At 44.2% G+C, this 22,828-nt stretch carries 26 protein-coding genes; 5 read left to right on the top strand and 21 right to left on the bottom strand.

What is annotated here, in order from left to right; translation table 11 throughout:
* Positions 1 to 228 precede the first annotated feature (228 nt).
* Positions 229 to 351 carry a hypothetical protein gene (locus tag AAV90_RS15610; RefSeq protein ID WP_278279304.1) on the top strand — a complete coding sequence of 41 codons (123 nt, stop codon included), beginning with the start codon at positions 229 to 231 and terminating at the stop codon, positions 349 to 351.
* 92 nt (positions 352 to 443) lie between these two features.
* Here the strand turns inward: AAV90_RS15610 and AAV90_RS10510 are convergent, their stop codons facing one another.
* The 17 genes from AAV90_RS10510 to AAV90_RS10430 all read right to left on the bottom strand — a co-directional run bounded on the left by AAV90_RS10510 (position 444) and on the right by AAV90_RS10430 (position 12,777).
* The gene (locus tag AAV90_RS10510) at positions 444 to 1,028 is read right to left on the bottom strand and encodes a 5-formyltetrahydrofolate cyclo-ligase (protein WP_052729739.1); all 585 of its coding nucleotides are present in this window, start codon (positions 1,026 to 1,028) and stop codon (positions 444 to 446) included.
* Positions 1,029 to 1,089: 61 nt separating this feature from the next.
* On the bottom strand, positions 1,090 to 1,851 hold the full coding sequence (lgt, locus tag AAV90_RS10505; RefSeq protein WP_052729738.1) for a prolipoprotein diacylglyceryl transferase: 762 nt from the start codon (positions 1,849 to 1,851) through the stop codon (positions 1,090 to 1,092).
* Positions 1,852 to 2,007: 156 nt separating this feature from the next.
* Positions 2,008 to 3,018, bottom strand: a complete 1,011-nt coding sequence (gene tsaD / locus AAV90_RS10500; RefSeq protein WP_046498744.1) for a tRNA (adenosine(37)-N6)-threonylcarbamoyltransferase complex transferase subunit TsaD — start codon at positions 3,016 to 3,018, stop codon at positions 2,008 to 2,010.
* A 41-nt stretch (positions 3,019 to 3,059) separates the two neighbouring features.
* The gene (gene rimI / locus AAV90_RS10495) at positions 3,060 to 3,512 is read right to left on the bottom strand and encodes a ribosomal protein S18-alanine N-acetyltransferase (RefSeq protein WP_052729737.1); all 453 of its coding nucleotides are present in this window, start codon (positions 3,510 to 3,512) and stop codon (positions 3,060 to 3,062) included.
* The gene (gene tsaB / locus AAV90_RS10490) at positions 3,513 to 4,181 is read right to left on the bottom strand and encodes a tRNA (adenosine(37)-N6)-threonylcarbamoyltransferase complex dimerization subunit type 1 TsaB (RefSeq protein WP_242847542.1); all 669 of its coding nucleotides are present in this window, start codon (positions 4,179 to 4,181) and stop codon (positions 3,513 to 3,515) included.
* A 25-nt stretch (positions 4,182 to 4,206) separates the two neighbouring features.
* Entirely contained in the window at positions 4,207 to 4,686 is a 480-nt protein-coding gene (tsaE, locus tag AAV90_RS10485) for a tRNA (adenosine(37)-N6)-threonylcarbamoyltransferase complex ATPase subunit type 1 TsaE (RefSeq protein WP_046498740.1), read from the bottom strand.
* 54 nt (positions 4,687 to 4,740) lie between these two features.
* Complete coding sequence (locus AAV90_RS10480) at positions 4,741 to 5,439, bottom strand: uracil-DNA glycosylase (protein ID WP_076982639.1); 699 nt, start codon at positions 5,437 to 5,439, stop codon at positions 4,741 to 4,743.
* A 207-nt stretch (positions 5,440 to 5,646) separates the two neighbouring features.
* Positions 5,647 to 5,838, bottom strand: coding sequence for a hypothetical protein (locus tag AAV90_RS10475; protein ID WP_046498738.1), 192 nt, complete (start codon positions 5,836 to 5,838; stop codon positions 5,647 to 5,649).
* Complete coding sequence (locus AAV90_RS10470; protein ID WP_046498735.1) at positions 5,831 to 6,976, bottom strand: amidohydrolase; 1,146 nt, start codon at positions 6,974 to 6,976, stop codon at positions 5,831 to 5,833. Before AAV90_RS10470 ends, AAV90_RS10475 begins: the two co-directional genes overlap by 8 nt.
* An 83-nt stretch (positions 6,977 to 7,059) precedes the next feature.
* On the bottom strand, positions 7,060 to 7,740 hold the full coding sequence (locus AAV90_RS10465) for a gamma-glutamyl-gamma-aminobutyrate hydrolase family protein (protein WP_242847543.1): 681 nt from the start codon (positions 7,738 to 7,740) through the stop codon (positions 7,060 to 7,062).
* Positions 7,741 to 7,891: 151 nt separating this feature from the next.
* Complete coding sequence (locus AAV90_RS10460; RefSeq protein ID WP_046498731.1) at positions 7,892 to 8,239, bottom strand: type II toxin-antitoxin system PemK/MazF family toxin; 348 nt, start codon at positions 8,237 to 8,239, stop codon at positions 7,892 to 7,894.
* A 36-nt stretch (positions 8,240 to 8,275) separates the two neighbouring features.
* On the bottom strand, positions 8,276 to 8,509 hold the full coding sequence (locus AAV90_RS10455) for a CopG family ribbon-helix-helix protein (protein ID WP_046498728.1): 234 nt from the start codon (positions 8,507 to 8,509) through the stop codon (positions 8,276 to 8,278).
* A gap of 101 nt (positions 8,510 to 8,610) precedes the next feature.
* Positions 8,611 to 9,732 carry an alanine racemase gene (gene alr, locus AAV90_RS10450; RefSeq protein ID WP_046498726.1) on the bottom strand — a complete coding sequence of 374 codons (1,122 nt, stop codon included), beginning with the start codon at positions 9,730 to 9,732 and terminating at the stop codon, positions 8,611 to 8,613.
* Positions 9,725 to 10,180 (bottom strand): CBS domain-containing protein, encoded by a 456-nt coding sequence (locus AAV90_RS10445; protein ID WP_046498723.1) that lies wholly within the window; start codon positions 10,178 to 10,180, stop codon positions 9,725 to 9,727. The genes alr and AAV90_RS10445 overlap by 8 nt, the downstream gene beginning before the upstream one ends.
* A gap of 40 nt (positions 10,181 to 10,220) precedes the next feature.
* A complete protein-coding gene (locus tag AAV90_RS10440) occupies positions 10,221 to 11,771 on the bottom strand; it encodes a bifunctional ADP-dependent NAD(P)H-hydrate dehydratase/NAD(P)H-hydrate epimerase (protein WP_046498721.1) in 1,551 nt (516 codons plus the stop codon).
* A 5-nt stretch (positions 11,772 to 11,776) separates the two neighbouring features.
* Positions 11,777 to 12,145: a holo-ACP synthase gene (gene acpS, locus AAV90_RS10435; RefSeq protein WP_052729736.1), complete on the bottom strand. Its 369-nt coding sequence runs from the start codon at positions 12,143 to 12,145 to the stop codon at positions 11,777 to 11,779.
* Between the two features lie 161 nt (positions 12,146 to 12,306).
* Positions 12,307 to 12,777, bottom strand: a complete 471-nt coding sequence (locus AAV90_RS10430) for a chemotaxis protein CheW (RefSeq protein WP_046498718.1) — start codon at positions 12,775 to 12,777, stop codon at positions 12,307 to 12,309.
* 327 nt (positions 12,778 to 13,104) lie between these two features.
* Between AAV90_RS10430 and AAV90_RS10425 the strand changes: the two genes are divergently transcribed.
* The 4 genes from AAV90_RS10425 (at position 13,105) to AAV90_RS10410 (ending at position 18,394) form a co-directional block, all read left to right on the top strand.
* Positions 13,105 to 13,464 (top strand): BlaI/MecI/CopY family transcriptional regulator, encoded by a 360-nt coding sequence (locus AAV90_RS10425; protein WP_046498715.1) that lies wholly within the window; start codon positions 13,105 to 13,107, stop codon positions 13,462 to 13,464.
* The gene (locus AAV90_RS14170) at positions 13,461 to 15,479 is read left to right on the top strand and encodes a M56 family metallopeptidase (protein ID WP_052729735.1); all 2,019 of its coding nucleotides are present in this window, start codon (positions 13,461 to 13,463) and stop codon (positions 15,477 to 15,479) included. The genes AAV90_RS10425 and AAV90_RS14170 overlap by 4 nt, the downstream gene beginning before the upstream one ends.
* A 279-nt stretch (positions 15,480 to 15,758) precedes the next feature.
* Complete coding sequence (locus AAV90_RS10415) at positions 15,759 to 17,552, top strand: MutS-related protein (RefSeq protein WP_046498713.1); 1,794 nt, start codon at positions 15,759 to 15,761, stop codon at positions 17,550 to 17,552.
* 89 nt (positions 17,553 to 17,641) lie between these two features.
* Entirely contained in the window at positions 17,642 to 18,394 is a 753-nt protein-coding gene (locus AAV90_RS10410; RefSeq protein ID WP_046498708.1) for an SGNH/GDSL hydrolase family protein, read from the top strand.
* A 51-nt stretch (positions 18,395 to 18,445) separates the two neighbouring features.
* Here AAV90_RS10410 and AAV90_RS10405 read toward each other — a convergent pair whose 3' ends face one another.
* The 4 genes from AAV90_RS10405 to AAV90_RS10390 all read right to left on the bottom strand — a co-directional run bounded on the left by AAV90_RS10405 (position 18,446) and on the right by AAV90_RS10390 (position 22,734).
* Positions 18,446 to 20,050, bottom strand: a complete 1,605-nt coding sequence (locus AAV90_RS10405; RefSeq protein ID WP_046498707.1) for an S-layer homology domain-containing protein — start codon at positions 20,048 to 20,050, stop codon at positions 18,446 to 18,448.
* A 45-nt stretch (positions 20,051 to 20,095) separates the two neighbouring features.
* Positions 20,096 to 21,286 (bottom strand): outer membrane protein assembly factor BamB family protein, encoded by a 1,191-nt coding sequence (locus AAV90_RS10400; protein WP_046498704.1) that lies wholly within the window; start codon positions 21,284 to 21,286, stop codon positions 20,096 to 20,098.
* 146 nt (positions 21,287 to 21,432) lie between these two features.
* The gene (locus AAV90_RS10395) at positions 21,433 to 21,717 is read right to left on the bottom strand and encodes an MreC domain-containing protein (RefSeq protein WP_046498701.1); all 285 of its coding nucleotides are present in this window, start codon (positions 21,715 to 21,717) and stop codon (positions 21,433 to 21,435) included.
* Positions 21,718 to 22,008: 291 nt separating this feature from the next.
* Entirely contained in the window at positions 22,009 to 22,734 is a 726-nt protein-coding gene (locus tag AAV90_RS10390; protein WP_052729734.1) for a TVP38/TMEM64 family protein, read from the bottom strand.
* Positions 22,735 to 22,828 lie beyond the last annotated feature (94 nt).

Below are 22,828 nucleotides of genomic sequence, written 5' to 3'. Positions count from 1 at the left end.
AAGTTCATATCGGTAGTCCCCGCAGGGGGCAACTTTAATTATGAACGAAGTTCATATCGGTAGTCCCCGCAGGGGGCAACTTTAATTATGAACGAAGTTCATATCGGTAGTCCCCGCAGGGGGCAACTTTAATTATGAACGAAGTTCATATCGGTAGTCCCTGTAGGGGGCAACTTTAATTATGAACGAAGTTCATATCGGTAGTCCCTGTAGGGGGCAACTTTAATTTTGAACGAAGTTCATATCGGTAGTCCCCGCAGTGAGATGATACGCTTCAGTACCATCATCGCATATACTCACCATGATGCTTCTCACCGTAGCGGAAGCTTAAGCTTCCGCTACGGATACTAAGTTTCCTAATTATTACTTACGCAACCATTATCAAAGGGGCGGACACACAGGCCAGCCCCTTTGAAAAATGCGTTATCTGTTTATATTTCTCCTTAAAAAAATTCGCCGGCGATGAGTAATTCGGACTGTTCAGTAACTATCCAATGTACCGGCACATCCCGTTCGTGGGGATAAATATTGTCTACCACCTGAAACTCGTAGCATATTCCACATTTGAAGGTATCACTACGCAAACTCGAAAGGAAGCGGTCATAAAAACCCCGACCGTAACCCAAGCGATAGCCGTTACCATCGAATACCAGTCCAGGCACCAGTACCACATCTATTTCCTGAGACGGAAAGGCTGATCCCACAGGCTCGGCAATACCAAACGAGCTGACGGTAGTCTCCTGCCAACCCTCCCACTTAACTGCTGCTAATTCATTTCCTTCCACCCGCGGCAGCAGGATGGTTTTCCCGCTTTGTTGCTGCACTTCCAAAAATGCGCTAACATCCACTTCATTTCTTATAGCCGCAAAAGCCATAATGGTTTGGGCAGTCTGTATCGGAACCAATTGACTCAAGGTATCCATAATTTTGGTCTGGGCATTAACTTTCTCTTCAATAGACAGCTCCTGTCGGCGTCTTATCATCCGGCTGCGTAATTCCGCTCTTAAGCTGCCGTAATTTATTTCCATCAATCCTCACTCCTGCTCTAAAAAGGATCCCGGGATAATTGCTAACTCACCGAAAAATGCCTCACGCTTCCGGCCAGCGGCTCTGTTCCTTTCTCCAACGGTATAAAAGCAATGCTGCACCAAAAATTACTAACGTTACTACCTGACCCATGGAAAAGGGGCCGTAAAAAATTATATTATCACGGAAGTATTCGATAATAAAACGATATACTGAATAACCCATCAGATAAAATATAAATATTTGTCCGTTAAATTTGCGCCGGGGATAATACCAGATTAAAAGGGCAAATAGAATAAAATTTAAAGCCGAACTAAATAACTGGGTAGGAAAACGGGTCAAGTGATCTACCGTGGGGAAAACCACTCCCAGGGCAGAGTTGGTTACGTTCCCATAGCAACAACCTTCCAGAAAACAACCTATTCGAACTATAGCATAGCCCAAAGCTACAAAAGGGGCAAATATATCCAGCATATTCCAGAGAGGATAATTTTTTCGCCGTACATACCAAATAAAGACAGGCAAAGCGATAAAAAGCGCTCCATACCAGATGAGCCCCTGAAATCCTTCCGCACCGGGTATCAAAACCGCAGCCGGGTTCATCAGAAAATCCTGCCACTGGTAGACCACGATATATGCCAGGCGTGCACCCAACACACCAGTTATAATCAGGATAATCACCAGGTCAATTGCCGTATTAGGATCATAGCCCTCTCGCTTAAACATTTTAGTCAAGCCAAAAATTGCGACAATAATAGCTACAGCTAACATAAACCCCCAGGAGTAAACATTAAACTTACCCCAACTAAACAGAATTGGATGCATCCGCATCTCTCCTTCCTTATATAATTATCCACAGGCCTTAAGCTTTTAATTTCGGGCGTTTTTTTAGGTGCGAGTTCTCTATTTCTTATTCACAGACATAAAAAAACCGGTATTATCAGTTATCAACAGACTTATACACATTATCCACAGGTAGATTCACACCGAAAACAGGTTAGGGTGTGCATTAATATTCAAAGGAGAAAAATTGCGATTATAATAATCATAATATGCCCTCCCGGCTATCATGGCCGCATTGTCGGTACATAATTTCAAGGACGGATAATAAAGTTTTAAACCTTCGTTTTGAGCCCGCCTGGCCATGGTTTCCCGTAAGGCCTGATTAGCCGCTACCCCGCCTGCCAGCAGCACCGTACCCGCCTTATAATGCAAAGCCGCACTAATAGTTTTTTCCACCAATATCTCCACCAGAGCGGCTTGAAATTCGGCGGCCATGTTTTCCACATTGTTTTCCCCACGTCTTAAAGACTTCATCCACAAGTTCATAGCTGCAGTTTTCAAGCCACTGAAACTGAATTCATACTCATTTCGATCCAGAAACACCCGCGGCAGTTTATATATTCCCGGCTGCCCCATCTGGGCGGCTTTTTGGATGGCCGGCCCGCCTGGATAACCTAAACCCAGGAAACGAGCTACCTTGTCAAAAGCTTCTCCGGCTGCGTCATCTCTAGTCTCTCCGATTACTTCAGATTCTCCCGCATTCTTCATATACAATAAGCTGGTGTGACCACCTGATACAACCAGACATATGGCTGGAAACTCTATGTCTTTGTGTTCCAGGAAATTAGCGTAGATATGACCCTCCAGATGGTTAACAGCAATCAAAGGTTTGCCTAAACCATAAGCAAAGGCTTTGGCAAAAGACAAACCCACCAGCAAAGCCCCGATTAAACCAGGCATATTAGTTACAGCTACGGCATCAATATCCTGATAATTAAGAGCGGCATCCTTAAAAGCCGCATCCACGACCCAGGCAATATTTTCAATATGCTTGCGAGAGGCGACTTCTGGAACCACCCCCCCGAATTGCTGATGAATACTTATCTGGGAGTTTATCACATTAGAGATAACCTCCCGGCCGTTTTTAACGATCGCTGCGGCAGTCTCGTCACACGAAGTTTCTATACCTAAAATCAAAACATCATCCATTACTTAACACCAACTTTTATAAGTTTATGAGTCATAAGCCTTCAAAATAATAATTTGGTCATAATAATGGCATCTTCGCCATTATCCGTGTAATAGGCTTTTCTGACCCCGGTCTGATAATAATCCAGGCTTTCATACATACTAATAGCAACCTGATTGGATGGTCTTACCTCCAGCAATATACGGATCGCTTGCTTAGCCCGGGCAATTTTTTCGGTCTCTTGCATCAAAGCTAGGCCGATGCCGCGGGAACGGTATTTTTTACTAACGGCTACATTGGTAATATGAGCTTCTTCAAATACTACCCATATCCCAGCATATCCCGCTATCTCTCCGGCAAAATCGCAGACCAGATAATCGGCAAAACTATTTTTAAGCTCGCCTAGATAAGAATCACGTGACCAGGGCAAGCTGAAGGCCTCATGTTCTATCCGCATGACCTCATCCAAATCCTGCTCGGTCATTTTCCTGACGAAAAATTCCTGATTCAACAACTACAGCTCCCCTTTACCCAAACGGTGCTCCGCCTCAGACAATCTTACATAGACCGGGCGGAGATAAAAAGCGTTATTATAATCTTCCTGACGAGCCCTTAAACATGCCAGGCTTCCCAAGGCTGCCGCGCGTGGCAACATAAGATGCGCCGGGGGAACCAACAAGCGTCCCTGTAAGCGTTCCTTAAAAAAATCGGCATAGGGGGCGTATCCATCCCCTAACAGCGTAATCTTGTTTTGGCAACTTATTTCTGCCTGGGTCAGAACCCTTTCGATCATTTCCGCAGGAGAACAAGCCATATCTTCGGTCAACCGTTGTGGATAAATGCCGGTAACATCAAAAAATGCTGTATACACTTCCTGTTTGCGGGCATCCAACAACGGGCATATCATACTGTCGCTGAAAACTATATTATGCGCCATTACCTCCAGGGTGGAAATCCCCACCAGAGGTCTATCGGCGGCCAAACTCAAACCTTTAGCGGCAGCTAGTCCGATTCTCAAACCGGTAAATGAACCGGGGCCAATGGTTACTGCTATGGCAGTTAAATCCTGTACGGTAATTTCGCATTCACCTAACACCTGATCTACCATGGACATCAGGGTTTCGGAATGGGTTTTTTTAAAATTAAGAAATCTCTCTGCTAACAACGTACTATCTTTAACCAAGGCTACGCCCGCCACTGGGGTAGCACTATCTATGGCCAGGATATACAACCTTCATCAACCCTTCAATTTTTGATTGGTATTTATCGCCCTGGGCCCATATGTGAACCAGGCGCTCTTTTTCATAATCATCGTCTTGCAGGTTAATCTCAACCAGCAAGGCTTCCTGGGGCAAATCAGCCTCCTTTAGACGGGGCCATTCAATCAAAGAGATTCCCTCGCGTTCCAAGTAGTCCTCAAGGCCCAGATCCTGCATCTCTCCACCTTCTAAACGATAAAAATCAAAATGATATATAGGGGGAATACTGTTATAAATATTCATAAGGGTAAAAGTGGGGCTGGTCACTCGCCCCTTATAACCTAAAGCACGGGCAATTCCTCGCACCAGTGTAGTTTTGCCCACTCCCAGATTACCTAGCAGGTATACTATATCACCGACCGCCAAAACCGCAGCCAGGTTTTGGCCCAGCTCAAGCATTGTATCTTCAGTTGGTATGGTTATATCCATTTTTACCCCCCGTTTAGTTTTTCCGGATACAGATATTTATCCAGCCGATTCCTACTATTTATCAAGCAGTTGAAATTCGTCCCGGATGATTTTAAAGTCTTCCCAGGTCGGTCTTTTATAGCTCTCATTTCGCAACAAGGCGGCCGGGTGATACGTAGGCATTATTTTTATCCCGTTTCTAGTAAACCATTTGCCCCGAACCTGTCCAATGCGTGCGCGAGGATCTATAACCGTTTGCGCAGCCAGGGCACCCAGGCAAACAACCAGCCTTGGCCTAATAATCCGGATTTGGGCCTCCAAGAAATTGCGACATACATTTACTTCATCCGGATTGGGCAAACGGTTTCCGGGAGGCCTGCACTTGATTACGTTAGTAATATAGACATCCTCCCGTTCAAACTCTGCTGCTGCCAGGATTTTGTTTAAAAGCTGCCCGGCCCGTCCCACAAAGGGAATACCTTGCTCATCCTCATCACTGCCCGGCCCTTCGCCCACAAACATTATTAGAGATTCGGGGTTTCCATCCCCAAATACCACCTGCTTACATCCGGGGCGCAGTCGACAGGCTGAACATCCCAGGGCGCAGTTTTTTAGGCCAGCCAGATCCTGCAGATCCAAATAAGCCTCATCAGCTTTTACCCCGGGTATAAAAGGCAGCAAAAATCGATCCGGCGTTGTATCCGCGACCTTGCTTTGCTTCTGTCCGACTGCCTGTTCTTCATCATCAAACAAGCCATACTGTTCAATAGACATTGTTGCCTCACTCACCCCGTTTTAATCACTTTTATCAATGAATCCTCATGCCGCTTTCCCATTATAGCACAAAAAAAAGAGAGTCAGCCTGCCCGAACCTATTCGTTCAACACTGAATCTCATTAGTTTAAATAATGATGAAAGATATGCCAAAGTCTCATTTTTTTAGCAAAACCACAGCTACAGATCCTGCTGGCTGCTCACCAGTCAATTCATAAACTTACGGCGGGGAATCAACATATCCAGGTCTTCCAAAGGCACATGTACCATATTATCCTGGCTGACGATGGCTAGAATAACCATTTCCTCGCCGCTGTATTCTTCTTTATAGGAACCAATCACACAAACGGTCATCATTGCCCCATCCATATAAACAGTGAATAAATCTCCTTTATTCAATTTGATCCCTCCACAACTTGCCATCCACCATCACATATTCAACGGATGAGCGAAAATCAAAGGGGTGACCATCAAAAATAACCAGATCAGCCCATTTCCCAGCCCGTATGCTACCCAATTCACCGTCTACTCCTAGAAATTTAGCCGGTCGGCTGGTAATCGCCTGTAAAGCCAGATCTTCGTCTAGGCCTGCCCGTACAGACAGAGCAGCAGATACCCTGAGATGTTCAATGGGAATAACCGGATGATCGGTTATAAAAGAAAACTCTACGCCTCTTTCAGCTAACAAGCGGGCATTTTTAAAGGCTACTTCTTTCATTTCCACCTTGGCCCGGTTGACCAGAAGCGGCCCCAAAAATACCGGTACATTTCTCTTAACCAGCTCATCCGCAACCAAAACCGCTTCGGTTCCATGCTGGATCAAGAGATCTATATTAAATTCATCTTTGATACGCAAAGCAGTAAGGATATCATCAGCGCGGTGCACGTGCATCAAAAGAGGCATCTCCCGTCTTAAAACCTTAAAAATCGCAGACTGGCGGTATTCTTCCTGGGCCCCTAACTCAGTCTTTTCCAGGTTGCGGGCCGCAGTATATAGGGCCTCTCGCAGCAGGCTGGCACTTGCCATCCGTGTCTGGGGAGTCTTTTTCTGGGCTGTATAAACCCTTTTGGGGTTTTCTCCCAAAGCGGCTTTTAAGCCCCAGGGGTTTTTATAAATCATCCCACTCAGGTTTTCAGCCAGGGTCTTTAGAAATACCGCTTGCCCTCCTAAAATATTGGCACTGCCCGGCATGGCCATGGCACGGGTAACTCCGCCCCGTAAGGCGTCCTTAAATCCCAGATCCATAAAATTAATACCATCGACTGCCTGTAACTGCGGGGTAATCGGATCACTGGTCTCGTTGACATCATCCCCCTCAACCCGGTAAATCTCTTCCTCCAAACCTAGATGAGTATGGGAATCAATAAACCCGGGGGTGATGTATTTGCCCCCGGCTTCAATAACCGTATATCCATCCGGAATCTCTGCCTCTTGACTTACCAGTTTGATAAGAGCACCTTCAATAAGAATAATGCCCCCCTCAATTATGCCTGCTTCATCCATGGTAATTATTTTTCCGCCTTTAATCGCATACATCGCTTTGACTTCCCTTCCTTATGCTACATCTTATGATGCTGTCGGTCATACTGTTCAATACTGCTTTTGCCATAATCTTCAGTTTAAAAACGTTTAGATTTCTCCACCAAAGCTGAAAACAAGCGGCGCGAAAAGATATCGTGCATACATTCCGGATGCCATTGCACCCCCAGGTAAAATAAGCCTGCTTTTCCTTCCAAAGCCTCTACGGTACCATCCGGAGCATAAGCACTCAGGAAAACATCCCTGCCCGCCTCATCAATCGCCTGATGATGAAAGCTGTTTACCCGGATGTGGCAGCTTTGCAGAATCCCAGCCAGTTGGCTGCCCTTTTCTATAAATATATCATGAAAAGCGTAATCCCGGGGGGCTTTTTGCATATGACAAAAGTCGGTTTGAAGATCCTGGATAAGGGTTCCGCCGGCGGCTACATTCATGATTTGACAGCCTCGGCAGATTCCCAGAACCGGCATTCCGACTGAAAGGACTGCTTGGGCCAGCTTGATTTCAAACGTGTCACGGACTGGATTTACTTCCCCCAGCCCAACGAATGGCAATTGCCCGAAGCAATACGGATCCAGATCCCCACCCCCGGAAAATACGAAACCGTCACAGATCTGCAAATAACCCTCCAGACTGTCCTCTTCCTGCAGCGGGGAAAGTATTACAGGGATTCCCCCTGCTTTGTATACCGAATATACATAATATTCCCGCACGGCAAAGTCGTTTTCATTCAGGTAATAGTTGGCCGTAATCCCAATCACCGGCTTCAATCAATCCCCTCCCGTCTTAAGAAACAGGAAGCGGGGAAATCCCCTATCTTCCGCCTCATAAAAAAAACAGGTTCTAATAAAAAACCTGCTTTCTATATTCTATGTAGCTAATGACAGCTATTTGCCTGCCTATTTATGTATTTTAATTCTCGGCTAAATGCAAACTGACGATGAGGGCTTGATCTACCTTGTGCATGGTTTCCTCATTTAAAACCGCCACCCGTTGCTTTAGGCGAGTTTTATCGATTGTTCTGATCTGCTCGGTGAGCACCACCGAGTCCCGCTCCAAACCGTAGTGCTCAGCTTTAAGTTCCACATGGGTAGGCAGCTTGGCTTTATTAATCTGTGAGGTTATGGCTAATATAATCGTCGTGGGACTATATTGGTTACCGATGTCATTTTGTACCACCAGAACCGGTCTTACTCCGCCCTGCTCCGATCCTATTACCGGATTAAGCTGAGCAAAATAGATTTCACCACGTTTTATCATACCATCAATCACTCCACCACTTTATCTTCACAGGTTCTAATACTCGCCGCTTTCCTCAATGGTTGCAATACTAAGATTAATTTCCGCCATTTCCATATAACCTTTTTTCATCTGTTCAATCATTAATTCCTTCTTACGCTCCCCTAAATAAAACATAATGGCTTCTCTTACGATTTCACTACGGTTCCGTTTTTCCAGGTGAGTAATTTTGTCCACTTCATACAGGAGGCTTTCAGGAACGGTGATAATTATTCTCTTTGAGGCTGGCAATCGGAGCACCCCCAATATAATAAATATATGAGTACATATACTTATTATATAGACAAGACCTTTAGCTCGCAAATCCAATATATTACTAAAGTATAATGCCCCTAATCCAGATATATCCTGGGAATACGACTGCCAATCGCAGAAACGATTTCATAATTTATGGTTCCCATCAGATCAGCCAGGTCGTCCGCGGTTACACCCTCTTCCGGTCTGCCGAAGAGAAGCACCTCATCCCCTGTTTTAACGCCTTTTACCTCACTCACATCAAACATACATTGATCCATGCAAACCGTTCCAATCAGGGGAACCCGCTGACCGTTTACAGATGCCCAAGCCCGGTTGGACAAAAGACGGCTATAACCATCGGCATAACCAACAGGAACCGTAGCCACCACGGTTTCCTGATCTGTAACGAAGCGGCGGCCGTAACTGACAGATCTTCCCGCCGGCAGTGTCTTTAAATGGCTGATGCGGGTCTTTAAGCGCATCGCCGGCTTAAGGGGCAGATTTTCTTTTTTCACCTGATCTGACGGATACAAACCATAAATTATGATCCCCGCCCTGACCATGTTGCCATGAGTTTCAGGAATATCCATAATCGCCGCACTGTTGGCAGTATGCTTGATAGGAATATGAATTCCAGCCTGCTCCAGTTGCTCAATAAAAAATGTATAGGTTTGATTTTGCTGTCTGGTATAGCTTTTGTCTAGTTCATCGGCTGTGGCAAAATGGGTATATATTCCCTGTAACACGATATTCGGCAGCCTGTTTATCTCCATTACCGTTTGCAGGGCTGCCTCATCAGCTTGAAAGCCAATCCTGCCCATACCGGTATCAATTTTAATATGCAGGCGGGCCGGATTTTTTGAATTGGCGACTCGCGCATAAGTTTGCGCAGCTTCAAGATTATAAACGGTTACATCGATATGATTTTGCACTGCTATTTCAGCCTGGCTTAACGGAATATAGCCCAATACGAGAATAGGTGCTGTGATATGCTCCGCCCGCAATGCCAGAGCTTCTTCCAGGGTCGCTACCCCCAGGTATGTAGCACCTTCCTCAATACAGGTTTGGGCTACCCTGATCATACCGTGACCATAAGCATTAGCCTTAACGACTGACATTATCTTAACCGCAGGGTCAAGCAAACGCTTAATGGCTGCAATGTTTTCGCGGATGGCCCTTAAGTCTATTTCTGCCCAGCTTGTTAAGGGATTATCCATTTTGTTTTACTATCACTTTTAGAATATCATTGCGGGTAACGATGCCTATTAGTTTGCCATGTCTTACTACCGGTATACGATTAATCCTCTCTTTTCTCATAATCTCAGCGATTTCACTTACCGGTACATCCTCTTCCACCCAGTAAACCTTGGTGGTCATGGCATCTTTTACCTGGGAAGCGGTATACTTTTTTAAATTGTTTTTAAAACGTATGGGGTTTTCCAAAAAAATAATACTGTCAAATAATGTTAGGTAAAAGGGGACTTTTAATTCGGTTGCTTTGACCATCAAGTCCTTTTCCGTAATGATGCCCAGTATCCGATGCTCTCCATCCACTACAGGAATCCCGCTGATACGGTTTTCCAGCAAAAGCTGAGCTACTTTGTCCACATCATCATCCGGCCTGACTGTTATCACATCTTTGGTCATGATATCCTTGGCCAACATTTCAATTACCCCTTTCGATATAAATAACCTATTTTATAAATTAATTCTCCTCTTGGCGCAGAACCAGCGGCAAAGCATTAATAATGTCAGTTGCTATCAATGCCCGTTCTCCCGTTTGCAAGACTGCCTCATCGCCAGCCCGACCATGGAGATATACTCCAACCCAGGCGGCTTGATCAGCATTCATGCCCTGAGCCATCAAGCCCGTAATAATGCCCGACAGGACATCACCGCTTCCGGCAGTAGCCATACCTGGATTACCGACCGGGTTGACATATAACTGCCCGCTAGGGCTAGCCACAACCGTTTGATTCCCCTTTAGAACCACGGTGACCCCCCATTCAGCCGCAGACTGCCGGCTGATTTCCAAACGGTTACTTTGTATTTCCGGTACGGACAACCCGAGCAGACGGGCCATTTCACCGGGATGCGGGGTAATCACGGTAGGATATGATCTTTCTTTAAAAATGCCTGTATTACCATTTAGAGCGTTTAAGCCATCCGCATCAACCAGCAGTGGCAACTCCGCCTTTTTAAGCACCGCGGCAACTACTGACCGGCCTTCATCATAGCTGGACATACCGGGGCCGATGCAAGCCACCGTAGCACTCCTGAGCAGTTCTGTTATAATCGGCAGCGCAGCCGTAGCAATCGCGCCCTTATCGGTATAGGGCAGTCCCCGACTCATCAATTCCGGTATAGCCGCATCAATTTTTGCCAATATACACTCCGGAACAGCCGCAGTCACCAAACCAGCCCCACTGCGCATAGCGGCCCAAGAAGACATTAGGGGAGCTCCGCTCATCCCCATCGATCCTCCCATGACCAGCACATGGCCATAGCTTCCTTTGTGGGTTTCACGCCGCCGTGGTTTAAAATAACCCTTTAACATGGATGCTGTCAACAGGTGAATATTATATTTTTCATCCGCCAACAGCACTTGAGGAATAGAAATATCAACTACACTCAAAATTCCTATATAATCGCGGCCCGGTTCCATGATCATGCCCAGTTTAGGTGCTGCAAAGGTCACGGTATAATCAGCTCTGATGGCCTCCCCGTGGACGCTCCCGCTATCCGCTTCCACCCCGGAGGGGATATCAATGGCTAACACCTGAGCCTGACTTAAGTTTACCAGTTTAGCCACCTGGGTTTCAAAGGGATTAAGACTTCCCTTAAAACCTATTCCGTATATGGCATCTACAATTATATCCGCCAGTAGCAGCTTCGCCAACAGATGATCCAGATCATTTTTTCCCAGCAAGGGGTTTATATTCCCGTTCATTTTCTTCAGTATATGGTAGTTAATGGCAGCATCAGGGGTTAAATCCTGGGCTTCTCCTAATAAAAAAACATCCACCTGAGCCCCGGCGTTGATTAAATGGCGGGCGATTACCAGCCCATCTCCGCCATTATTGCCGCGCCCGGCCAAAATTACAACTCTTTTTCCGGACAGTTCATCCAGGATATCCATAATTGTATCAAGTGCCTGCAAACCGGCATTTTCCATTAACACAATACTGGGAATAAGGTATTCCTGACTGGCCCTTTGGTCTATTTCTTTCATCTGTTCCGCTTTTAGCAGTTTCAATCTCCTCACCCCTTGTCAGCAATGATAGCAGCTATGGCCTGGCTATGTGAATGGGAAAGGGATATATCCCATTGGTTAATCCCAATCCCGGCGGCCTTTTCCAAAATACTCGGGTGCAAAAGCAACTCTGGTCTACCCTCCCTGTTTATCATAACCTCCACATCATGGAAGCGTATTCCCTTAGTGAAAATAGGATCGATTTTGCGAAACGCCTCTTTAGCGGCAAAACGGGCTGCCAGGGAAGGATAGGGATTTTTTTTGGGCATACAATAATCAAGTTCCTGCTGACTGAATACTCTAAGCAGGAAATTCGGAGTTCTTTTTATAGCCTTCTCCATTCTCTCAATATCAATAATATCAACACCTATCCGCAAAGCACCACCCCTTTCAGATACGAAGAAAACTCGAATTGTACGCAGCCTTAAGGCTATAGCGGATATCTCGAGTTTTCTATATAATCTGGCAGATTATTTGATTACGGTACAGAAAGCCCTGAAACCATATCGATTCCAGGGCAACTGTTATAACCAAAGGTTTAGGCACCTACCTTGAGAAGTTCGGCTTTCTCGCTATCATTAAAAACCTTATCCATATCCAGTAGGATTAAAAGGCGATCATCAAGCTTGCCTACCCCGGTTAAATACTCGGCGGTAATGCCTCCGATGACGGCTGGCGGAGGTTCTATGCTATCATTTGACAATCTTAAGACCTCACTTACCTCATCCACGATTATACCTACCGTCTGCCCATCCACCTCAACTACGACACTACGGCTTTCGCTGGTTACCTCTGATGCACTCATGGCAAATCTTTTTTTAAGATCAATAATCGGTATAATTTTGCCGCGCAGATTAATAATGCCTTCCACAAAATCAGGTACCTGCGGTAATCTGGTCGGAGTTGCCATGGGGATAATCTCCTGTACCTTGGTGATGGGTACGCCGTATTCACAGACAACGTCACCCGTTTTCAGTTTAAAAACAACTAATTGCGTCTCTTCAGCCATATTTTGCCCTCCTTGCCCCATATTATGCCTTTTCCCAGAGAATCAACCAAATTTATTGCTGCATATTCTTTCCAAGATAGTATTTTAATTTTAACATGTATCAAAATATAATACTACAATGACACCAGAGACGTTTATCCTGTGTCAAGAGAAAAAACAGCGCAAAAATAAGCGGAAAAATAGAATGTTATTTTCATTTGCTTTGATATGGCAAAGAATTTGCGGATGATAGATTGACTGTATTTCAAATTGACAAAAAAGGTTTATCGCAATAAACTTAGCTTAAGGTTTATCATGATAGACCTTAACTGAAAGGAGGAAACTTAGATGGAAGAATTTAAACTTTTTGAGGCCGAATACAAATTCATGGAAATCATTTGGGAACTGGAACCCATAAACTCAACTGAATTAACTAAAGTATGCTTTGAAAAATTGGGGTGGAAAAAATCCACGACCTATACCATGATAAGAAAACTAGCTGGGCGCGGTATTTTAAAAAATGAAAATGCCACGGTGGTAGCCTTGATCAAACGGGAAGAAGTTCAAAAACATGATAGTGAAGTGCTACTTAAGAGAACGTTCAATAACTCTCTGCCTATTTTTCTGGCAGCATTTTTACAAGACAAAAAACTATCCCGCCAAGAAGCCGAGGAGATTAAGAAAATGATAGAGGAGGCCACGAAATGAGCAGTTACTTTATTGCCGTATTAAACATGAGTCTTACGGCCAGTTATGTAGCTTTGGCAGTCATTATAGTCAGGCAGCTGCTAAAAAGGGCTCCCAAGATATTCTCCTATGCTCTGTGGGCGGTCGTATTATTCCGGTTGCTGTGTCCCCTTTCTTTGGAAAGCAGCTTTAGCTTGCTACCCACTAATAATGAAATTATCTCCCCCGATATTGTTTATTCCCCAAATCCTGCTATAAGTACAGGGGTTACCATGGCTGATAAGGCCATAAATCAGTCTATACAATCTGCTTTGCCACCGGTCAATCCGACTGCCAGTGTTAATCCCATAGGAATCGCATTAGAAATAGGAACTTTAATCTGGATACTGGGAATTGCCATGCTTTTAGCCTATGCGTTAATCTCCTATGTGGGATTGAGACGCAAAATTTCTACGGCTGCATTGGTTAATAATAATGTTTATGAAGCCGATGGTATAAATACTCCATTCGTCTTAGGCTTAATTAAACCGAAAATCTATATTCCTACCAATCTGCCGGGAAGTGAACTAGGTTATATCATAAAACACGAAAAAACCCACATTAGGCGGTATGACTATATCATTAAGCCGATAGCGTTTTTGGCCCTGGTCATACACTGGTTTAATCCCATAATATGGATTTCCTATTTTTTAATGGTCAAGGATATGGAAATGTCTTGCGATGAAAGCGTAATGAAGGAGTCTGGTGATGATATACGAGCCAGCTATTCCAACTCTTTGCTTTCTCTTTCTGTTAAACAGAGTGGATTATTAAGTCCCTTGGCCTTTGGGGAGAGTAACGTCAAATCCAGAATAAAGAATGTACTGAATTATAGAAAGCCAGCCTTTTGGACTGGGGTGGTTATCGCTGTGGCAGCAATAGTGCTATCAGTGGGTCTTATGCTTGATCCGACTAATGCGATTACCTATAAAAATGAATCCCTGGGGTTCTCATTAAAGCTTCCGCAAGATTGGGAAGGCAAATACATTGTTAAGGAAGCGGACAATAGCATCACTATTTACAATAAGAAGATTTACGATAAATATGACGGTATGGGGCGTATTGCCAGCGTAGAGCGGCAGATTGGAGAAATGATTACCGCCGAAGATATGCTGCAGTCACCTGTAGATCGCCAAATTGGGTTACAGGGTAATGGATTTACATACTTTATCCAAATGCCTTCTGATATACAATGTCCCCTAGATGAAACAACACTTAATGATGAATACAATGCCATGGTTAAACAAATGGCAGATATATCGAAGAGTATTGCCCTTATTGGAAAACGGCAACCTGTAGCTGCAAATACTGGGTTTAAAGTCAAAGGCAGCAGTTTTTTTACCATAGAAATCCCTGCAGGCTGGGAAATGAAAGCAACGGAAGGTTTCCCGCCTTGCTGGAATATGTATGTCGGTAATCAACAAGTTGGTAGAGTGGAACTGGTTCCATATTATAGCACGGAAAGATCCGCTGAAAAGTATGGGAAGTATTTATTAGATGAACAAGCCCTGCGCAAAGTGTGCATCGTTATTAACCCGGAATACGCTGACCACAAAACAATCGAAAAAATAGTAAACAGTTTTCAGTTTGTAGGGGGTCCTTTTAATGTAGTTGATTTGTTAACTGCCGCAGAACAATATGTAGCCCGAGGCGGTGAGAGGATTTTCGGACAGATTGCTGGTGTTAAGATGAAAAATGGAAAACCGGCAGCTGTTCATGTCAAGATCATGAAATTCATACCTGATGGTCCAGGAGATAACAATCCTAATGGGTTTCATATTGAAGATTTAAACCAGACGAAAACCTATACTTGCGATTCTGGAGTAAAAATAGCCCCCCTAATAGCGCCGAATCATCATACTTATGGGATTTACGAAATGCCTCTGCTGGATGAGACTTTTATAAAGAAATACCCGGATCACGGACAATTTTTCTATGATTTTATCATAGGCGGTGATGGACAGTTAAAAATCGTTTTAGGTCACTACATACCTTAAGGATAAAGGGGGAGGCTCCTGGTTGTCACTGCAATGACAACCAGGAGCCTCCCCTGTATTCACATGTCAATCTTTACAACAACCTTTTATATTGGGCGAGGAAAACAAGAAAAACCTGGGGACAAAAACTAAGTACCAATGATAAAGATGCTTGAGAGGATATTAAGCCATTTTGCAAAAGGAAGGTATTAAGAATAAGAGTGCACCTTTCATATATGTTACTATTAATAAAACTTAAAAATAGGGCTCTAGGAAAAGAATCTTTTTAGGGAGGATTTAATGTCTGCCGAAAATTTATTTCAAACTCGTTTCAACCGCTATCAAGATTTTGTGAAACAGTATACCAAGTCATTTAATACGATTAGTAATCTGCGTCTGTTGGTTTTTTTGGTAGGAACAGTATTAACTGTACTTTGCTTATTTCTGGGAGCCAGAACACAGGCCTTAGCCGTTTTACTTTTCTTCCTGGTGGTGTTTCTGGCTCTCGTATATAAACACTCCCAAGTGGAACAGAAATTGAAAACCGCCCGCGCCATGCTGGAAATTCAGCGTAGATATTTGAGCCGAATTAACGGACAGTGGGTTTCATTGGCTGATTGCGGACAAGAATTCCTGGATGGTAATCACCCGTACACCTATGACCTGGATATTTTCGGTTCTAAATCATTGTATCAATGGATATCATTGGCTAATACGTTTTGGGGCAGGCACCATTTAAAAACACTTTTAGCCGACCCAGTAAAAAACCTAAATACCATAAAAATGCGCCAGGATGCAGTCAGAGAACTAACTGCCAAACTTGAATTTTGCCAAAAACTGGAGCTGCAGGGGTTGCTGGTAAATGACGTATCACGGGATATAGGGGGATTAGTTAGCTATGCCGAAGAATCCGGATCGCTGACCAAAGGTATACATATCATTCGTTTTTTTCCCTTGGTTACCATTTTGGCCTTTGTACTGTCTTTTTCAGGTTGGGGCCTGCCCGTTGAGGTGCCCATAATAATTTTTGGCATTCAGTTACTGTTATTTTGGGCCGGATTGAGAAAATTTTCTTCTGATTTGAACAGGGTATATTCAGTTCACAAGGGTTTAGGTGCTTTTAGAAACATGTTTTTATTAATTGAATCGGAACAGTTTAAAGACGATTACTTATCCACTTTGAAAGCCGAGTTATACAACCAAACCGAGCCAGCTTCTAATGGTATGAAACGTCTGGAACGAATATCCGATAAGATTGACCTTCGCTATAATCCTATTTTTTATTTTATTTTTAATATCTTTCTATTATGGGATTTTCATTGTGCGGTTTATTTGGAGCGCTGGAAAATTAAAAACGGTAAGAGAATTAGAGCCTGGTTCGAAACCATTGGAGCCTTTGAGGCTTTAACCAGCCTTTCCGTCATATCCCACATACACCCGGAATGGGTTTTTCCTGAACTTCAGGATCATGGCAGGAAGATTTATGGGCGTGATTTAGGTCATCCCTTAATTCAGTCGGAAAAATGCGTTCGAAATGACATAGACATTGAAGACTATTCTTGCATTATAACCGGTTCCAATATGTCAGGGAAAAGCACCTTCCTGAGAGCTATCGGCATGAACCTGGTTCTGACCTATGCTGGGGCAGCTGTTTGCGCCCGCGAATTCAAGTGTTCTATTATGGATATATTTACTTCTATGGTGATAAGAGATGATTTGATTGGTGGAATTTCAACCTTCTACGCGGAGTTGACCAGGATAAATATGATATTAAGACATGCCCGGCAAGGGCAGCCCATGCTTTACTTAATCGATGAGATTTTTCGAGGGACAAACTCATTGGATCGAATTGCCGGGGCCCAGGTTGTCTTAAAGGAATTGAACCGGGATAACGTCATCGGTTTGATTTCCACTCACGATTTCGAGCTTTGCGACCTGGAAAAAAACCAAGGATTAAACTTTAGGAATTACCATTTTGAAGAACAATATACAAATGGCAGGATTAAATTCGATTATAGGCTTCGCCCGGGCCGCTGTACCACTTCCAATGCCAGATATTTGATGAACTTGGTGGGCATTAGCATCCCTGAGTAATCCAGTCCCCTTGTGCGTCCCCTTGCAAAAATTTCCTGCGTAATATAGTATGTGTGTAAATGTCGTATGTTTTTAAAAGGAGAGGCTAAATGAGTGAGATAAATGCCAAAGACAACATCAAAATTCTTGTATCCGGGGACTCCATCTCCAAAGGAGTAATATATGACGAAACCAAAGGCAGATATACAGTACTGCCGGAAAACTATGTCAATACGATCAGCTCGAAAATAAAAGGTTCTGTTAGGAATGTATCTAATTTTGGCAGCACGTTAACGCGCGGAATCAGTAAACTGGGCAGGTACCTGGACGAAGATAAACCGGACATCGTATTAATTGAGTACGGCGGAAATGATTGTGCTTTTAACTGGGATGAGGTAGCCGATAATCCAGATGGCAATCATCAGCCTCAAACGCAGATAAGCCTATTTGAAACGGCCTTAAGTGAAACCATAGGGCTGCTTAAGAATATAAAGACCGTCCCAGTTCTTATGACTTTACCGCCACTTAATGCCGAAAAGTATTTGGAATGGGTTAGTAAGAACAACCCCCTTACCCAAAGTAATATTACTAAATGGCTTGGCAGCGTCTCCGAAATATTTTACTGGCAGGAAAAGTATAGTAATATCATTAAAAAAGTTGCCGAGGAAACCCAAACCAAACTTATTGATGTCAGGTGTGCTTTTTTGCAGATACCTGATTACGCCAAATGCGTTTGCCAAGACGGGATGCATCCCAATAAGAACGGACATAAAATAATCGCTGACAAAGTATTTGAATTTATTAATAATGGCTATGATTTCTTGTTAGTCACCCCTGAGTGCGGAACACAAAGCCACGGATAGCCACAGACACACCCCAGGCATTCTCCTGTGTCCTGCTGTTTTTCAAAAAACCTAGTTCCGCGTTATCCGCATTACTACCCCGGCACCATCTACGTACATTTCGATTTCCTGACCGGGGTTTAAATCCGTAAAGGATATGGTTGTTCCGGCTACGGCATCGGTAACGGTAACGTTATTATCAGCCGGGTATGATTTATTCTTTTTTAGGATAACAGCTTTATTCCCCGGCTGGTTAATGATTTTTTCCACTTGGCCTTTGACTTTTTTAAGCTCGGATCGAGAAGTGATCTTAATCTCCAGCGGGATTTCATCGTCAATCCCATCAGGAATGGGATCAAGGTAGGTTACCTTAACTTTATCACCTCTTAACACCGTTCCCATACGTTGGCCATTCTTGTCAACGATACGGGCTCGGTCCCAGTAATTAAACCAGGTAGGTTTATCCTTTTTGGAAGAACCCTTGTCCTCCAGGTATAGGGTACGGGCAGATATTTTCTCCACCATTCCCGCAATACTCTCGGTCTTTAGTTCACTTACCCGAACGACCATGTCGTCAGCCAGGTAGACCTTCACAAAGGTGTCCGGTTTAAGGGCGGTGAATCCTTTGTTCTGAGCTTTCAGGCTTTCCAGCCGGGCCTGACGGGCCAAAGGCAGGCGCCGATCCCGGCAGTCCAGATCAGAAAGGATAAGCAAGCTGTCCTCACCGAGTACTACGGATTTTACGGTGCCGGTTATGTATTCATCTGCAGGGGGAGTTTTTATTTTTTCCAATATGCTGATTATGCCGACTTGTTTTTTATTATTAAGATATAACCGCACCTGACTATTGACTGCTTCTTGATGAAAGCATTCCCTTCCTGCCCGGAAACAAACCAGTTCTGGATCCAGCTTTAATTTTTGCACTCCCTGTAAAGATGTCAGTTCCAATTCGGCTTTTTTACCCACCAGGGTCAATTGGCTGACCCAGCCTTCCATTTGGCGCTCATCCCGACCCTTGGCATATTTAACCCAGCCGCCCTGGTTTAGCTTGTTTAACAGGGCGGCAGCTTCGGCCCTTTTTATCGACTGATGGGGGCGAAAGGTGTTATCCGGGAAACCATTCATTATCTCCGCATAATTCAATCCTACAATATAAGCACGGGCTTGGGGGCTGATTCCATCCAGGTCGGAAAAAAAACCTTCTCCTGGCAAGGTTGCCGCATCATTAGGCAGGTTTAGCAGACTGCCCAACAACAAGGCGACCTGCACCCGGCTAGCCGGTGCATCATAAACAAAGTTATAAGTCCATTCCCGGGAAAGCAGCTGTTTTTCCACGGCTGTGTCCAGGTAATTTTGCCCCCAGGGTACGATAGGAACAGCTGGGTTTCGAACGCTGGATTTATTCTTGGCTGGCTTGGTTTTATCCAGCTCATATCCTTGGGTTTTCATAAACAAAACCAAGGCTTCCAATTGGGATAAGGGTTGCTCTGGTTTATAACTGTTATCTGGATAACCCTTAATCAAATCACAGCAATATGATGTCAGTACCGCTTCCTCTGCCCAGTGACCTTTGATGTCCGAAAACCTGGTAATAGCTTGCAAAGGCCTGACCCAGGCAAACGTACCCAGTAAAGCGATCAGGCCGATTAATATTAACTTATTTGGTTTAAGTATCATAATATAGTGGCACCACCCTTTAATACGACAGTAGTTAGTCCTCGTTCAATTATCTGTAACTGTATCCCGAATCTTATACAGGCTGCCTTTATTGGTAATAACATAGATCGTCCCGTCAGGGGTGATTAAAGGAGCCCGCTCAATTCCTCCATCCAGTTTGCGTTCCCACATCATTCGCCCCAATGGTTTGACAGCATACAGATAACCCTCGCTGCTGCCTGCGTAGATTCTGCCTTTTTGTTGATTTACAGCTACCGGTGAGATAAGCTTTAAAAGTCTGTCATCCCACAAATAAGAACCACTTTGGGCATTGAAGGCTTTAATCTCACTGTTGGCCGTAACCAAGATTATATCTTGGTACAGAACCGGAGCGGTTATATCTTTTTCAATTTTCAGCGGTTGTTCCCAAACCGGCCGGTTGCTGTCATACCGGAAACACAAAATCTTGCCGGGCAGGAGCTTGCTTTTACCCTGCCCCGGTCGGTTAGTTGCACTTTTTTTATAGCTGACACTGGCATACAGCCTGCCGGTTCCATCGGCAAACAGCTCACACCTAGTGATATCCCCCAGCCAGTATGACCATAAGAACTTCCCTTGCCGATCAACCGCCGCTAGGCGAAAGTCAGCTTTTTCTCCATACACCACATAAAAAGCCCTCTCATCAGCGGCCCCGGCCAAAAAAACCCTGCGTGCAGAAGCCTTGGTATTGTATTTCTCGGCATAATCCCAGGGAAACAAACTCCACACATAATGTCCTTTGGTATCAAGCGCATATAATGCATCCGCTAAAGGCAGGTAAAGCAACTTGTCCGGCCCCAGGTACAATAAAGATTTTTTCCCTTTATTAGCCATCGGCAGGTTGGAAAAACTCCAACCTTTGGCACCATTAGGGAGTGTTTCTAAAATGGAGGAACCACTAGCAGCATAGATTGAGCCATAGGGATCAATGATCGCCTGACCAAAATTTCCACTGCCCTTGTTTTCCCAGATAATTTGGCCCTGTGGGCTAACCGCCATTTGTTTGCTACCTGCGGTAAGTAAAATATTCCCGTTGGGCAATAGTAATAAATCTTCGGTGCATTTCCCCGCATTAAGCCGCCACACCAGGACACCAGCCTGCCTGGCCTCGCTCGAAGGATTGTAGGTTTCCAGCTGGGGAGCAGCTAGCAGGGTTGCCGGTGCTGACACCAGGAAGATGAGCAGACAAATAATAAAACGTTTCAGAAGATATCCCACCTAACCATTGGAGCATTTTTCTAATATAATATTATATCGTTAAATAGATGCTTTCCATTAGCACTTCAGGCGCACAAGGGGGCGGTTCTCCTGTGTCAAAGACACAGGAGAACCGCCCCCTTGTGCGCCCTTGTGTCCCTTTGTGTTTAAGGGATATATTTGTAGGCCATTTTTTTAAAGGGGAGCAGGGCTTGACCCAGGATTTCATAATCGCATCTACTGCAACCCATGCATCTGTCTACATAACAACCATTATCCAGCACCCCTTCAAAATGTTTCAATACTACTCCGGCCAATTTTCGCAGTTGCTCCAGCTCCTGGTTCTGCTCCTGCATCATAGCTGCATGTTTTTCTACCTGGGATTTCAATTCGGCATTCTCGTTACGCAGCTGTTCAATCTCTGTTGCGACATCTTTGCTATTTCCCTGCATGTATTTGACCTCCTTAATTGTTCAACCAGTTTATATATCCTAATATATCAAATATTTCGCTGTAGGGTTATACAGATAACCCGAATAAAAAATAAACTGCACGCCCCGCTATCCACCAGAAATATAGCAAGCAAAAACCTGTAATAATCTCGAAAATATAGCTTAACTGATCTTTGCGGACGTAATCAACCGGACTGCCATAAGGTTTGAGGATGGTTTTTTGGGGGGGATCATAATGATGCCAAAGGTTTTATAGTCCCAACCATATTTAATTACTGGGATAATTTTTAACTAATTTATTTCGGTCTTATTGCTATGGCTTTTCCTGGAACGAGAAAATTGCCCTGCCCAACCTATCAATTGCCTGCGATAGATTAGGGCCAATACAAAAACAACCACAGCGATTGATGCAGCAATCACCACTTCAGTAATATTGCGTTGTTGCAAATTGGCACCGATATAAGATGAGACCAGGATACCTGGAAAGCGTGCAGCAGTCGAACTAATTATAAAATGAGGTGCCCTTAACGGAGTAATCCCTGCTAAATAGCTCAGGATATCTTTTGGAAACCCGGGAATTAAAAAAAGGATAAAAATTATGATAATACCCCGGCGACGACTAAAAAGAAATTTATAGCGGGCAAACGTTTGGCGGGGGACAAACATCTTCAAAAATGGATACCCCAACACCCTGGCAATGAAAAACGCCACCGTACTGCCTATACTGATTCCTATCAGCGAGTAAAAAGCTCCCTCCCAAGTACCATAAGCAAATCCCCCAGCTAATTGGAGTAATTCCCCGGGAATTGCAGCCACTAAGACCTGCAGGGTCTGAAAGGCTATAAAAACCAGGATACTGAAAATGCCGTAGTTTTGCAAAAAAGCTTTGAATTCAACTGGGTTTTGGGCCATTTTAGTTATATGGGCCCCCTGATCAATGGTAATAAAGATCAGCAGAGCCAGAAACAAAATAATGCATATTCCATGGACAACGCCGTGCGGGATGAGCTTTCTCATTAAACAATTTTCCTCCTGCTGCCGGTCATCTCTTATTTACGTTAATATATTATCCTGCCTGATATCTAATTATATTCCCTATTAAATCATATCT

Source organism: Syntrophomonas zehnderi OL-4 (assembly GCF_000983115.1).
GTDB lineage: Bacteria > Bacillota > Syntrophomonadia > Syntrophomonadales > Syntrophomonadaceae > Syntrophomonas_B > Syntrophomonas_B zehnderi.
The sequence above is the reverse complement of the archived record's forward strand: the minus strand, read 5'-3'. Positions and strand labels throughout refer to the sequence as shown.